Source organism: Paenibacillus sp. EB106-05-06-XG162 (assembly GCF_058791655.1).
Genome location: NZ_JBYTDT010000011.1, coordinates 145,320 through 159,151, shown reverse-complemented (window position 1 = coordinate 159,151; position 13,832 = coordinate 145,320). Strand labels below are relative to the sequence as shown.

The following is a 13,832-nucleotide window of genomic DNA, read 5'->3' as shown; positions in this document are numbered from 1 at the left end:
TAGGACCTGTAATGCCTTATTTCTTATCCACGGTAAAATCTGAGCCGAGCCACTGCTTGCTGAGCTCGCCCAGCGTACCATCCGACTTCAGCTCCTTAATCGCTCCGTCAATGTCATCCGCCAGCTTCTGCGATGCCGGATCATCCTTACGGAACACGAAGAGGATATCGGCTTCCGAGAGGTCGTTGCCCGTTGTCTTAAGCTTGCCTTGCGGATCGATAAGCGGTAGCGAGAAGTCTGCGCCAACCGTGGCTTCCACGCGCCCGTTCGTAATCTGATTAACCGCATCCTTTGCTGCGCCGCTCTGATAGACAATGTTGATGGCGTTGTTATTCGCTTTGTTGTAATTCTCCAAGATCTGAGCCTCGGCGCTTGTCGCTCCGGTCAGCACCTTTTTACCTTTCAAATCATCCAGCGATTGGATGGCATTGTTATCCTTCGCGACGATAATCTTATTTCTCCAGTGCGCATAGGGCTCTTTATTGAACAGATACTTTTGTTCGCGTTCCGGGTTCTTCTCCATCTCATGCGCGACAAAATCGATTTTCTTTGTCTCTAGACTTAAAAGGAGATTCGCGAATTCTTGGGTTTGCAGCTCGAATTCATATTGTGGAAGCCGCTTATCGATTTCTCTGACCAATTCCACATCAAAGCCCGTCAGTTTACCATTCTCGTCGATGAAGCAGATTTTAGGAAAATTCGTGCCTGTGCCGACCACAATTTTTTTAACCCCCGCAGATGCATTGACAGTACCTTCTTTCTCCGGATCCGCTGTCTTTGCACTTGTGCCGCAACCAGCAATCACCCCCGTGAGCAGTAACGTTGCAACGAATAGCCATGATTTACGCATGATCTCATCCCCTTTTCACTAAAGTTAGATAATTCCTATCTGTTTAGTATGAATTTGTTGAAACTAACTTTACCGCGATTTGCCCTTCGCGTCTAATAGAGTTTTTCTATTCGTATATGCAATTCCTTAATGGAGCACATCCGCTCCCCCATTCCAGCAATGACTCCGCGAATTCCGTATGGACATCATGTAATGTAATCAGGTTGGTCTGAAGCGCAATGCCCATTGTCTCTGTAATATTCACAGGGACGAGCACACCCGCCTCGACTTCCTCTTGCACGCATAGCCCAGGGAGGAAGCAAATACCTGCCTGGCGCAAAACTAGCTTCTTCGCAGTCTCCGAATTATCGACCTGAAACACAATGTTAGGAGGCTGTTCCAGGCTCTCGAATACCCGGTGAATCCGCAGCCAATCGAGCGATCCGCATTCGAAGAAGATCAGCTTCTCATGACGAATCTCACGAATATCCGCTCTTCCTGCAGCAGCCAGCGGATGGTCCTGATAGACATACAAGCGGATCGGATCTTCAAAAAAAGAATAGGACTGAAAAGCAGGGTTCACCAATTTGCGCACGATGGCCAAATCCAGCTCCTTGGAAGACAGCTTGGCAGCCAGTTCATCCGTTGTCGCGGTCGTAATTTTAAATCGCATATCCGTGAACCGTTCTTGGAGCCGCATCAGCAGATGGGGCATCAAATAATTCGACACCGACACGGTGCATCCGATCCGCAGCTCGTTAGGTGTTGCACTCTTGGCGTGTAGATGATGTTTGCCTTTCTGATACGTCTGAACAATTTGCTGCGCAAAAGGGAGGAACTGCTTGCCTTTGTCCGTCAAATGAATTTGCTTGCCGAAGCGGTCGAACAACCGGCAGTCCAGCTCACGCTCCAGTGACTGAATGCGGGCTGTAACCGTCGGCTGGGACAAGAACAGCACATCCGCCACCTTATTAAAGCTCCCGTAATGATTGATGTAGACAAAGGCTTCAATATTCTCAATATTCAATGAACCCACCTCCATATTCACATTATTCATATAAAAATAGACGGTTTTATAACAGTCGTAAGGGACATAAATTATTTTTATCTTATGGAGTTGAATTTTTATTGTCAATCCAAATTTACGGTGAGTACGGCGCTTTATCATTAAATTTTTCAATAACGTTATCGATATTTGTTATTTCCTATATGTTTAATCGGAATATAAAGTTATACTGGATTACAAATTTGATGAAATCGATGAGAGGGAGTGACCGAGATGACAGCACCACAAGACATTCGTATCCGTGATGCAGAGGAATTCGAACAAGAGGCGATCGCGCAAGTCATGATTGAAGCCTATCAGCAATATGCGCATGATCTGCCACAGCCTCGTTGGGAGGAATACCGGGATTCCATTCGGAACTCCGTCTACGGTAATGCGACTTATGCCCGAATTGTCGCTGAACTCGATGGGGAGATCATCGGCAGCGTCCAGATGTTCCTCTCCTCGGAAGCCGCCTATGGCAAGCCAGAACTGGGAATTCATTCGCCCATTATACGGTTGCTAGCCGTATCGCCTGACTACCGCGGACGCGGCATCGCCACGCTTTTGATTCAAGAAGCCGCACGCCGATCGGTACTGCTGGGTTATTCCACGCTCCATTTGCATACATCGGACATGATGGCTTCCGCCGTGCAGCTGTATGAACATCTTGGGTTTAAGCGTGCATATGAAGCGGATACCCGTAACGGCGACACGCTCGTGAAGAGCTATTGGCTCGATTTACGCAAGGCATCCCTACTGGAGCGTGTGGTATAGCTCAAAATTCTGAGCCAACAATCTAAAGGGTTATTCCGTAAGAAATGACATCCAATCGTGCCACTCGCGCCATTCTTGACTCCTATCGTGGATTCCATCCATCATAGCGAAGCGTACTACGTGATGTGTCGTACCTATAGTGGATTCCTGCAGGGTAGGGCACTCAAATCATCTCTCATTCGCCCAAACCGACCAAAATTATTGCAAAGTTCCACTATAGGAGTCCAACTGCGGCATTATTAGCCGAAGTTACTGCAAATATCCAATATGGCTATGTGTGGTGAATGAAAGAAAAAGAGGGGGCGCATTACCCCCTCCTGTATTTCCCCCTATGTCATCGCCTTCACCATCTCCGACAGCTTCTTCATAGTGTTCCAATTACGCGTCGTTACGCGGTCACCGAGCTTCTGTAGATTCGTTGCGAGCTTGGAATCCAGAACGCTCTGGCGGAATAAGAAGTAGATCTCGCACCCTTGCAGCTGAAATTCATCGATTTCACTCTTCCCATGCGATAAGATTTCCGCGATCTGCTGATCCGGCTTTTCCGTTAATACCGAGACTTGTATCGTCTGCCCTTCGGTTAGGCTTTCTGCCGCATAAGGGCAGTCTGCTATGATCTTCTCCATTTGCTCTGCCGTGCGGAGTACAACCGTCGGCGAGACGCCGAATTGCTCGCTTATCTTAAGCTCGATCCGCTTGCGCAGCGCCTCCGCCGTATCATCGGAATGGAACAAAATATTCCCCGTCTGCAAATACGTCTCCGCACCAGCAAAGCCCATCGCCTCCAGCGACTTCTTGAGCTCAGCCATCTTAATCTTGTTTTTGCCGCCAACGTTAATGCCACGTAGGAATCCAATATAGACCGTCATCGTCATCATCCTCTATTCGTAAATAGTCGAACATAATGTCCCTGCTTCTTCATGAGCTCCTCATGCGTACCCGCTTCAACCAGTCTACCCTGATCTAGCACAAGAATTCGATGGGCTCGTCTCGCCAATTCAACGTGATGCGTCACGATGACCGCCGACTTGCCGTCTAGGAATCGAAATAATTGTTGGATGACCTCTTGTTCAGTATGAATATCTAACGAAGAGGTCGGTTCATCCAAGATATACAGCTCCGAATCTCTTAAAAATACACGAGATAACGCGAGTCGTTGGCGCTGCCCGCCAGATAGATTCATCCCTCGTTCATCCAATAAGGAATCGTATTGATCGTCCAGTTCCTCGATATAAGAATGCAATGCCGCAGACTTCGTAGCTTGTATCATCTCTTCCTCTGTAACGTGCTCAAGGTCCAGCTTGATATTCTCTCTGATGGTTCCCGCAAAAAATGCAGGATGCTGGGTGAGATACGTTACGGCATTGCTCTCTTCCATCAGTCGATCGGATGCCGGTCCACCTGATAACATCACTTGTCCTGATGTCGGTTCATAAAGTCCGGCGAGGAGCCTGCACAATGTTGTTTTACCTGAACCGCTGGAACCGACGATTGCCACGACTTCACCAGGGTGGATTTCCATCGTCATACCATTCAACACTGGAGCCTCTAATTCCTCCGGCTGAAACTGAACATTCATCATCTTCACAACGGGCTCCCCTGTTGATGAAATATCAGATGGCGTGGCTAACGGCTTGCGATGCGGTTCCATCTTAAACCAATCATAAATCCGATGAAATGCGCCCGCTCCTTCCTGCATTCGACTCCACTGACGAGATAGTCCCAAGATCGGCCATACGACGAGTTCAAACAATAAGCTGCAAGTCACAACCATACCTGGCGTCAGATGATGCCTTGCAGCTGCTAATGCAATAATAATCAGGGCAGCGAGCTGCGTGACGCTAAATACAGCCAGTGCCGTATTATCCGATACACTTTCCGTGATGGCCAGCGTCAATCTTCGTTGATTCAAACGTTGCTGATGGTTCATCAACCGATCCAGAAGCCACGGCGCTGCTTCATACTGCTGAACTACCCCTAGCCCACGCACATATTCCTGCATGTGACCTTGAACGACCGCTTCGCTGGATTCCACCTGATCGGATTCCGAACGCAGTCGACGATCGAAGAAGCGACTGGAGAAGAATACCCCTATAACGCTAGCAACGGCTATCATAGCAAGGATTGCGTCTACTTTCAGCAAGTATCCGAAAGAAAAGACAATAATCAGAATGACTGTCATCATTTCCGCTGCCGAATCAATCAGTTCCGAGCCGTGCTCAGTATCTTCCTTCACGCGGAGCTGGATATCCCCCGAAGATTGCTTCTGAATGAATCCGAAAGGCATCTTATTCACCACACCGAATAGATGCGATGACATACCTTTGTACACAGCCCCATGTAACCAGACAAGCAAATATCTATGTATCCCCAGCAGCGTAACGAACCCGATCAGCGCGGCCATGGCGATAAGTGCTATGCCATGAAATTGTGCCACACCCTTATCCCGAATCGCATCAATGAAGAACCCTTGTCCAAGCGCAACGCTGATCTCGAACAACCCATCGACAGTAATCAGAATCAGAATGAACACCACGACAATCCAATAGGGCTTCAGAAATTGAAAAATAATCGGCCATTGTTGTGATAGCTTTGTTGTTTCTTGCTGCTTCATACCCATTCCTCCACCCGTCCATCATGCTCCATCATAAACCGATCATACTCGCTTCGACGTCTTAGCAGCTCCTCATGAGAGCCAACATCAACAATTCGCCCCCGCTCCATAAACATAACGTGGTCCGCAAGCTGAATGAGAGGTAAGCGATGCGTCACGACAATCACAGTCATTCGTGCGGCACATTCCTGCAGAGTTTGAATGACCTGACGTTCGTGTACTGGATCGAGGGATGAAGTAGGCTCATCGAGTACAAGTACAGATGGATTTCTTAGAAATACCCTAGCGAGTGTAATCCGCTGCTTCTCTCCTCCCGACAATGGAACGCCTTGATCCCCAATGAGGGTGTCATACCCATTTGAATGCTCCATAATCCTGTCATGAATCGATGCGCGTTGTGCAGCCTCAATCCATTGATCTTCGGTCGCCCCATTACACCCGAATATGATATTCTCACGAAATGTGCCGGAAAGAATAAACGCTTCTTGGGGGACGTAGGTCCGATTTCCCGCCATATAGACGTTTCCTTCATCCACCTCATATCCACCCATCAGGATCTGGAGTAATGTCGTCTTGCCGCAGCCGCTCGGGCCCGTAATCACGGTCATTCGGCCAGCTGTAGCCGCAAATGAGAGATTCGTTAGCGTTCTTTCCTCTGCATGAGGATAGGTAAAACTGACTCGTTCAACCGATACACCGCTGCTGATCGAATCCGTTGCAATAGATGTGTTCGACACGTTCTTATTCGGTTGATCCAGTATCGTAAATACACGATCTGCCTGCGAAATCGCTCCCATCAGTCCTGCCCAAATCCCGCTTAGCGACTCAATCGGCCGGGTTAATTGACTGCTCGCAACGAGAAATGTAGCTAAGCCGCCGACATCCATATGGCCCGAATACACTTGTAGCCCACCGACATACAGGATAAAGATCATCCCGCCAAACGTAGAGAGTCTTCCTGAAGCATCCAAAAGACGCTCAATGATCGAGACACGTAATGCGGCAGCGAATACACGATTCAGCTTCTGCTCGAATTTAATCTGAATATAGGAGCCTAATGCATAGGTTTTTATTTCTTCAGAGGCATGGACCGTATCTGTTAGGAATGAATCTCTGTCCGCAGCTGCTGCATTTCGCTCGTCATATCTCCGCCGAAGCACCCTGCTGATCGGAACAGCAACGAAGGAAAAGAATATCGTATACCCAATCACGCCCAAGGACAGCGGAATATTAATCCAACTGAAATATAGAAATGCAATACCAAGCTGAATCACGCCTTGAAGCATGGATAAGAGCTTATCGTTGATCCCGAGCTGCGCTTCCCTTGCAGAATCCCATACGCGACTCGTGAGGTCTCCCGAATGAACCTGCTGGATGGTCGGCATCGAAATTTTCGATAGCTTCTCTAACATCGTCCATTGTAGATGGGTTACCGAAACATTGTTCAGTAATGCACTTATTCGTGAGGCAAACGCCGCAATAACGAATCGAATCACAATGATCCCTGCCCCTAGCATCGCTCCGCTATAGACCATTCCCACGTTCGTCTCAACCGCACCATTTACGAGTCTTCGGATCGACTCCATGTATCCCGTCTCCATGATGGCCGTCAGGACAGAGAGTACTAGAATCCCGACCATATAATTCCAATGCTTACTAGAAAGCCGCATCATTCGCCGTAATGCTGCGTAGGATGTGTAAGTTTGTTTCTTCATTTCAACCACGTTCTCTTCCCCATTCTTGTCAATAACTAGAGTTAAAGGTTACTATACCAGAATAAGGAATCTAATAATGAACTTTTCTTGCTACCTTTCACATTCAACTTTAGAAAAATGGAGATTCACAATCATGAGATCCGATTTACAGCAAGCTTTTGACGATATTTTCGACTATATCGAGGAACACATTACGGACAAGCTCACGCTTGAGAAGATTGCGAGTACAGCCAATATTTCCAAATATCATCTACATCGACTGATCAAAGCACTCAGCGGTCAGCCCCTTGGCGAATATATAAGAGCCCGCAAACTCGCTCGAAGCTTCGAGCAACTCATGAATCCAGCATATAAAATCATTGAGATCAGCCAGCACTACGGATTCGAGCATGAACAAACGTATATCCGTGCATTTAAAAAAGCTTACGGGATTACGCCGGCACAATATCGCAAACAAGATAACGTTGATTTGAACATCCACTGCGAAAATAACCACGTCCATGATCACACCGCTCCAAGAGGGGTATATCTTCTCGCCGACCTATGTTCGCAAACCATCGATGAAGCTCATTGGACGCCTCAGTACCATTCGTTATATCGATAACGAGCTCTATCATGAAGCGAACACGGCGGGGAATCATTTTTTCGAACAAGATTTCCACCGTATTCAACATCAATTGGAGCCTGTTCGGTATATTGGTTTAACGAAAGAAATCGATAACACCTACAGTACGTATCTCACTTCCACGGAAGTGCACACCTTGGATCAAGTCTCTGAAGGCTGGGACTGGGACGAACTGCCTGCGAATCAATATGCGGTCTTCCGGTATGTATGCGACTTTCACCCAAGTACCATTACGATCGATCATCTCGATCAAATATGGACCTACATTGATGAATATTGGCAACATTATTCCGGTTATCAGATATCGGAGCCTTACTACTTCGAATCGATCGATCTTAACTTAGCACGCGAGGATTATGGAGAGATGGAAATCTATATTCCAGCCAGACAGGTGGCGCGTGAATAGGATGTAAAAGAGAACAAAGGGGAAGACCGAAGTCCTCCCCTTACCGCAATCCGATATCATGGAACCGATTGATTGATTCCTTCTATACGGCATATGCTTAATCACTTTCCATTTATAAGTTACGTTGATACAATTGGAATAACTAATTATTTGGGAAGACAGATTCCCAAGTTAATTGATCTTTGGAAGTTAATATTGTCCCAAAATACCCAATCCCAAGAACAATATCTTTGTCAGCATATATCCTTTTGACATCTGTATAGATCCCTTTCTCTATATGAAATTTCCAAATATCGAACGTGAATTTCTCATAAATTTGATCAATTGAAGGAGAGAATTCCCAATTTATTGCATCCTTTGAATACATAATCAGCCCATACTTCCCGCTTACTAAATATCTGTCACCTGTCCATGCGATCGACATGAAAGGTTTTGATAGAAACATATCCTTTTCTTGTGAACTCCAATTCATACCGTCTTTTGATGTATAAATGACACCCTTGGGTTCTGAAAATCTACCATCCCAACCCACTGCAATCCATTGTTTCTCACGATATATTAAATCACGAATATCCCCTTGAATATTACTGGAAGATGTCCATTGGTTTAAATCTTTTGAAGTGAAAATAAGATCATCTCCAGTAACTACATAACGATCCCCGTTCCAATATATAGCGTTTAGATCTGCATTTGATCTACTCGCATCTGCCTTATTTGAAATCAGATTCGTAACCTCGAATTTTCTAAGCTTCCAATTTATCCCGTCTGTTGATTGAACAATTATTTGATAAACATAATTCCGATTCTCAGCATCTGGTTTTATGATTTTTCCTATAGCTACATACTGCTTGCCGGTCCAAATGATATCTCTTAAAGAAACATTTGCATTCGTTATCGTTAAGCTAAGATCTTTTTTGGAGTAATTAGCGATATAACGTTTATTCACCATATCCTTCAAGGTCAAATTAACCTTGAATTTAACATTCTCCCATTTGTCTCCACCTACGGAACGAAGAATATTTCCCTTATCCCCTACTGCATAAAATGCACTCTTGTTACTTACGACAGCATTAATATTTTCTTTTTGGTTAATATTAACTTTCTCCCATTCCTCACCATCCACGCTCTTTACGATAGTACCTGATTCGCCCACTGCAATAAAGACGCCATTGTCAGCACGTGTAATGTCGTGAAGATTACCCACATCACCATTTTTAGATGAAGAAGCGAAAACAGACTGCGAAATTGCAAATAACATTACCATGCTTATTACTATAAATTTTTTACACATAAGTCCACTCCTACATTTTTCTATTTATTTCCTTATTCTTCTTTTATCGACATAACCCCTTTTCAATTCAATACATTTCATTCATTCGCCGTCTTTATGGATAACTAGAAAAAAAGGGAAGACCGAAGTCCTCCCCTTAGCGCAAACCGATATCATCGAACCGATTGTGAATCGTCTCTCGCATCAAGCGCTTGAGCGTTTGAACAGCATTCCGCTCTGCCGTCTGGGCATCTCGGAAGAGATCGATGAACGTGTTGATGGGGGCAAGGTCATCGCTTCGGTCCACGGCAACGAGCAACCGCACCGCTTCTCCCCACTGCTGTGCTACGACGCGATATTGCTCAGATGCGTCACACAGCTCCGGCCAATAACGTTCCAAGGCGGCGACATAGACGGCAATATCTTCTTTCGAAGCCGCGTAATAGGAGAGCACTTCCCTAACCCCTGTCAGATCATAGTTCCCCGTTCGAAATGCTTCGATCATCGCATCATAGGCCGCTTCACCGCAGGCATACTCGGCTTCAGGCAGCATCAGTTCATGCGTCTCCCATTTGAAAATCGCTTGGACCAATGATTCTTGATAAACTGCAATCTCATCCAATACGACATGACCTTCAAGAATTTGATAGTACCAATAAGGACTATCACCCTTGCCGAACTGCGCATAAGGGAGCACTCGATAACCTTTGACCTGCCCGTCCGAGATGTAGAGCATTTGCTGGTCTTCATCATACCCCGCTACGACCACGAACCGATCCTGCCAGATGGTGCAGCCGATCCCGCGGTCTAGAGATTTCCGAATATCGCTCAGCGCCTGCTTCTGATATAACGGAAACGTCGGTTCGAAATGGAATCCGGCAGCTGACGAGGCGGTAACCCCGATGAAGTCCGCAGCTAGAAAGTTCTCCGCTATCCAGTTATAGGCCGATGTGGATTCAGCTGTGAGTCTACAATCTACGGTAAATCGAAAAGCCGTTGCAGTCATCCCGGCGAGCATCGATTTCGAACAGGTGATCCACCCTTGATGCGTTAGGATCGCATGCAAGGCATCGATATAGCTGTTCGCACGCTGCGGCAACGTCAAATTTTCCAATAATACCTTCTGCAACACCATCCCTCCCTCTCTGTTCAACGTGGCGAATGGGCTCCCCATCTGGGAAGCGTGGTCCTCTTCAGATCAGGATACCGATCACTAATCACTTGGAAAAGGCGAATCGCCTGATCTTCTAGCACCTCCGCCACCCCAAATTCAGCGACGAGCACCGCGATTCGATCCGAATCAATCTGACGTACGCCTTGATTCTCCTGCATACAACACATCATGTTCGGAAGCATCTTCACAATCTCCTCGTAACAATTCTGCGCTCCCAGCAGCTCGGGCCACATCCCTTGGACATCTCTCAGATAATCTCGAATTTCCGTTCTTGAGACCGCATAAGCATCCAAAATATAGACCGCACCGCCTGCATCATACGCTCCGCCATGCAGCCCCTCCCGAAGAAAGGTGTAGGCAAGCTTACCTGAAGCGATGTCGGTGTTCGGCAATGTTTTATAAGGCGTATGCCAATCCTGGATCGCAAGCCGCAGTGATTCAAGAACCATATCCTGAAGCGCAATCGCTACCCGATCCCCGAAAGTTTCATAGTACCAGAACGGTGTGAAGTTCAGCCCAAAATTATCATACAATACGACCTGACTCTCCGCGTTCCATCCATCCTGGACAAAAAACACCTGATCCGCATCATCATACCCCTGAATCACCCCGAACTCGGGAATCCAATAGATGGCGCCTACCCCACGATCTAGACTTTGTTTGACGGCGATCACAGCTTGCTCTTGATACCATCGAAAAGTAGGATGCCTCGTTCGTCCTGCATCGGTCTCCGACAAGAGACCAAGATTTGTAACCGCCGGTTTATGCTCATTACCCCACTGCCCATAGGCAGATACCGAGAGAGGAAGAAGATGCTCATGGACTGACATTTTGAAAGCCATTCCGGTTAGTCCAGAGAGCATATATTTGGGACCTTGAAACAGCCCCGCCGCAGTTAAGATCGCATATAGACTATCGATATAGGATTTCGATTCACGTTGTAGACAGATATTATGTAAAAAGACGTTAGACACACCGGTTAATCTCCTTTCCGTTTATTCATGAAATCATCGCACACGATTCACTCATCACGTCTTAATCGATCGACTGTATCTTGACATCGGGCTAACAGTTTCTGTCGCAGCCATTTCGGAGATCGCAGCGACTCCCATGGTGATGTCAATAAATGCTGCAGGAATGCGTCAATATCATGGAACTCCACATCCATCGCTGCCTCATCTTGGGCGACAATGCGGTAACCGTGCCAAGAATCACCTAGATGTGGGCGAGTAAGAATGACGCGGGCGACAAAGGGTTTGCGACGCAGAGCTTGATGTCCTCCAACGCCATCCATATCCAAAGTCGAGCTAAGTTCGAATCGCTCCTTCAGCACCTGGATTTGCAGCAATTGATCGAGCCGAATCGTGCGCTGTGAACGCGCCGTTTCACAATAGACAACAACATAATCCGCGTTAAAGCGAGAGATAAATTTCAGCGGGTACATACGAGCATGTTGCGAACTGCCTGCATCGTCTAAATAAGTCACATCCACCTTCACAGCATCTTTGATCGCCTGTGACAACTTTTCAAAATGCTGAATTATTCGGGGATTCAACTCAAACTGCGGCAATCGGTTATTCATGTCGTAGGCTTCGTTATCCGTAAACCGATCGAGCACATGGGCGATGCGCTGCACCGTCTCCCCATTATCATAATCATATTGCCGATAGCGGTAAGCCAGATATTTCAGCACCTTCTGCTCTTCTTCCGTCATATAGAGGTGCGGCAGCACATACGTCTTATCCTCATAGCTGTAACCTCGATGCCGTGCGATATAGAGTAGTGGAGCTCGCAGGGACGCTGCCATATATTCAATATCACGCTGGGCCTGTCGCCGAGAGATCTCGAATTGTTCAGCGATATGACCGCTGTTCGGATACTTCCCCTCACGAATCCGTTGATCGAACCAGTGAATGCGATGCATATGGCTCAAGATTTCCCCTTCCTTCCTTTTGTTGTCAAAAACAAAGATAACTCTATTACATCACTCGGATATCTTGCTTGGCAAGCCCGAATCAATCGAAAAGCCCGTCCCCTTCGGGACGGGCCTCACTTATCTGCACGCATTAAATTAACACGGCGGAATCCACTCTGCTCTGTTCTGCTTTGGAGCACTTCTTACAGACGGTCACGGCTGTACCATCCGACTTCGTACGTGGATAGAGCAATTTAATTCTTGTGCTGCTGCAGACCGGACAAGTACCTCGACTGCGGGATGGGAGTCTCCACAAGGAGCGTCCTCTTTTTGGTTTTGACATGGCTATTAGGCCCCTTTTCTATTTTTTTCCATTATAAAATAACTCCTACGACATATGATGTCGTAGCACACCACGAATTGGAGAACATGAAAAAAAGCCCCTCGAAATGGGCTTAAGGGGATGTTCTGTCATCGAAATGATTTCACGAGTGCTTCATAGGCCGCTACAATCGCATGGAAGCTAGCAACGACATCCTTCGGATCTTGGTATTCAGCTTCGAACATAAAGGGGCCTTCATACCCGATATCCACGAGTGCTTGCAGCACTTCCGCCCAATTGACAATACCTCGACCTGGAATCCAGTGCTTCTCATCGATGCCATCATAGTCTGATACATGCAGCGTCTGAATACGAGATCCGACTGTTCGAATAAAATATTCTGGAGTTTCGCCTAGTAGATGATTCGTGTCGCAGCATACGACGGCTTCTGACGCATCTGCGATCAAAGCCAGAATCTCCTCTGCATGCTTCCCTAAGCAGGAGCGCGGAAGATCCTCCACTGCAAGACATAACCTCCGTTCTGCCGCCTTCCCACTCAAGATGCGAATGGAGTCACTCGCAGCCTCTAGACGGCCTGCATGCTCTTCATCACTGATCGGCTCGAAGCTGGGATGAATGACGACGCAGTTCGCTCCCCAGCCCTGTGCCCAATCCATAACTTGCACATTCGCTTCGACGATCGCCGCGCGGGCAACCTCATCGGTGAGTGAGATGTCCCATAGATCGCCGAACGGCAAATGGACCGACCAAATTTCAAGGCCTACTTCCTTCGCCGCCAATACCGCTTGATTGTAACGATCATAATTTTCTTGCTTCAGCGTCTCCGATAACGATTGATAATTATCCAAATTCAGTTCAATGCAATCGAATCCCGTTTCTTTCAGCGCTGTCAGCGAATGGGACTCTCGGTCCGACCAATACGTGCCTAGTCGCCACGATGCAGGTTGTACTGTTTGCATGATTACATTCCCTCCTTATACCGCAATGAAATGAAATATCGATTTGGAGTATATAGTTTTTAGTATATATTTCCATTTATCAAAATTCATTCAACATCCCCTATCCCATTCTCTATATTTAATAAGAAAAGGCCGATTTCACCCTCTTCCCAAGGCGCAT

The 13,832-nt window shown here is 46.9% G+C and carries 14 protein-coding genes; 3 read left to right on the top strand and 11 right to left on the bottom strand.

Annotation, left to right across the window (positions count from 1 at the left end; genetic code table 11):
• Window positions 1-16: 16 nt before the first annotated feature.
• On the bottom strand, window positions 17-850 hold the full coding sequence (locus AC3WU2_RS21500) for a transporter substrate-binding domain-containing protein (RefSeq protein ID WP_492457078.1): 834 nt from the start codon (window positions 848-850) through the stop codon (window positions 17-19).
• A gap of 106 nt (window positions 851-956) precedes the next feature.
• A complete protein-coding gene (locus AC3WU2_RS21495; RefSeq protein WP_492457077.1) occupies window positions 957-1,856 on the bottom strand; it encodes a LysR family transcriptional regulator in 900 nt (299 codons plus the stop codon).
• A gap of 252 nt (window positions 1,857-2,108) precedes the next feature.
• On the opposite strand from AC3WU2_RS21495, the gene AC3WU2_RS21490 reads away from it, so the two are divergent.
• A complete protein-coding gene (locus tag AC3WU2_RS21490; RefSeq protein ID WP_492457076.1) occupies window positions 2,109-2,651 on the top strand; it encodes a GNAT family N-acetyltransferase in 543 nt (180 codons plus the stop codon).
• Between the two features lie 329 nt (window positions 2,652-2,980).
• Here AC3WU2_RS21490 and AC3WU2_RS21485 read toward each other — a convergent pair whose 3' ends face one another.
• Genes AC3WU2_RS21485 through AC3WU2_RS21475 form a run of 3 tightly spaced genes read right to left on the bottom strand, consistent with a single transcriptional unit; the run spans window position 2,981 to window position 6,980 of the window.
• The gene (locus AC3WU2_RS21485; RefSeq protein ID WP_492457075.1) at window positions 2,981-3,520 is read right to left on the bottom strand and encodes a DUF1697 domain-containing protein; all 540 of its coding nucleotides are present in this window, start codon (window positions 3,518-3,520) and stop codon (window positions 2,981-2,983) included.
• Between the two features lie 5 nt (window positions 3,521-3,525).
• Window positions 3,526-5,265, bottom strand: coding sequence for an ABC transporter ATP-binding protein (locus AC3WU2_RS21480; RefSeq protein ID WP_492457074.1), 1,740 nt, complete (start codon window positions 5,263-5,265; stop codon window positions 3,526-3,528).
• Window positions 5,262-6,980 carry an ABC transporter ATP-binding protein gene (locus AC3WU2_RS21475; RefSeq protein WP_492457073.1) on the bottom strand — a complete coding sequence of 573 codons (1,719 nt, stop codon included), beginning with the start codon at window positions 6,978-6,980 and terminating at the stop codon, window positions 5,262-5,264. The genes AC3WU2_RS21480 and AC3WU2_RS21475 overlap by 4 nt, the downstream gene beginning before the upstream one ends.
• 133 nt (window positions 6,981-7,113) lie before the next feature.
• On the opposite strand from AC3WU2_RS21475, the gene AC3WU2_RS21470 reads away from it, so the two are divergent.
• Both AC3WU2_RS21470 and AC3WU2_RS21465 read left to right on the top strand, forming a co-directional pair.
• Entirely contained in the window at window positions 7,114-7,584 is a 471-nt protein-coding gene (locus AC3WU2_RS21470; RefSeq protein ID WP_492457072.1) for a helix-turn-helix transcriptional regulator, read from the top strand.
• Window positions 7,481-8,011 (top strand): GyrI-like domain-containing protein, encoded by a 531-nt coding sequence (locus AC3WU2_RS21465; RefSeq protein ID WP_492457071.1) that lies wholly within the window; start codon window positions 7,481-7,483, stop codon window positions 8,009-8,011. The genes AC3WU2_RS21470 and AC3WU2_RS21465 overlap by 104 nt, the downstream gene beginning before the upstream one ends.
• A 142-nt stretch (window positions 8,012-8,153) precedes the next feature.
• Here AC3WU2_RS21465 and AC3WU2_RS21460 read toward each other — a convergent pair whose 3' ends face one another.
• The 6 genes from AC3WU2_RS21460 to AC3WU2_RS21435 form a co-directional block, all read right to left on the bottom strand.
• Entirely contained in the window at window positions 8,154-9,302 is a 1,149-nt protein-coding gene (locus AC3WU2_RS21460) for a WD40/YVTN/BNR-like repeat-containing protein (protein WP_492457070.1), read from the bottom strand.
• A 136-nt stretch (window positions 9,303-9,438) separates the two neighbouring features.
• The gene (locus AC3WU2_RS21455; RefSeq protein ID WP_492457069.1) at window positions 9,439-10,410 is read right to left on the bottom strand and encodes a hypothetical protein; all 972 of its coding nucleotides are present in this window, start codon (window positions 10,408-10,410) and stop codon (window positions 9,439-9,441) included.
• A 20-nt stretch (window positions 10,411-10,430) separates the two neighbouring features.
• Window positions 10,431-11,429 carry a hypothetical protein gene (locus AC3WU2_RS21450; protein ID WP_492457068.1) on the bottom strand — a complete coding sequence of 333 codons (999 nt, stop codon included), beginning with the start codon at window positions 11,427-11,429 and terminating at the stop codon, window positions 10,431-10,433.
• Window positions 11,430-11,476: 47 nt separating this feature from the next.
• On the bottom strand, window positions 11,477-12,379 hold the full coding sequence (locus AC3WU2_RS21445; RefSeq protein WP_492457104.1) for a helix-turn-helix transcriptional regulator: 903 nt from the start codon (window positions 12,377-12,379) through the stop codon (window positions 11,477-11,479).
• A gap of 142 nt (window positions 12,380-12,521) precedes the next feature.
• A complete protein-coding gene (locus AC3WU2_RS21440; protein WP_379345018.1) occupies window positions 12,522-12,713 on the bottom strand; it encodes a hypothetical protein in 192 nt (63 codons plus the stop codon).
• A 128-nt stretch (window positions 12,714-12,841) separates the two neighbouring features.
• Entirely contained in the window at window positions 12,842-13,672 is an 831-nt protein-coding gene (locus tag AC3WU2_RS21435) for a sugar phosphate isomerase/epimerase family protein (protein WP_492457067.1), read from the bottom strand.
• Between the last annotated feature and the right edge of the window lie 160 nt (window positions 13,673-13,832).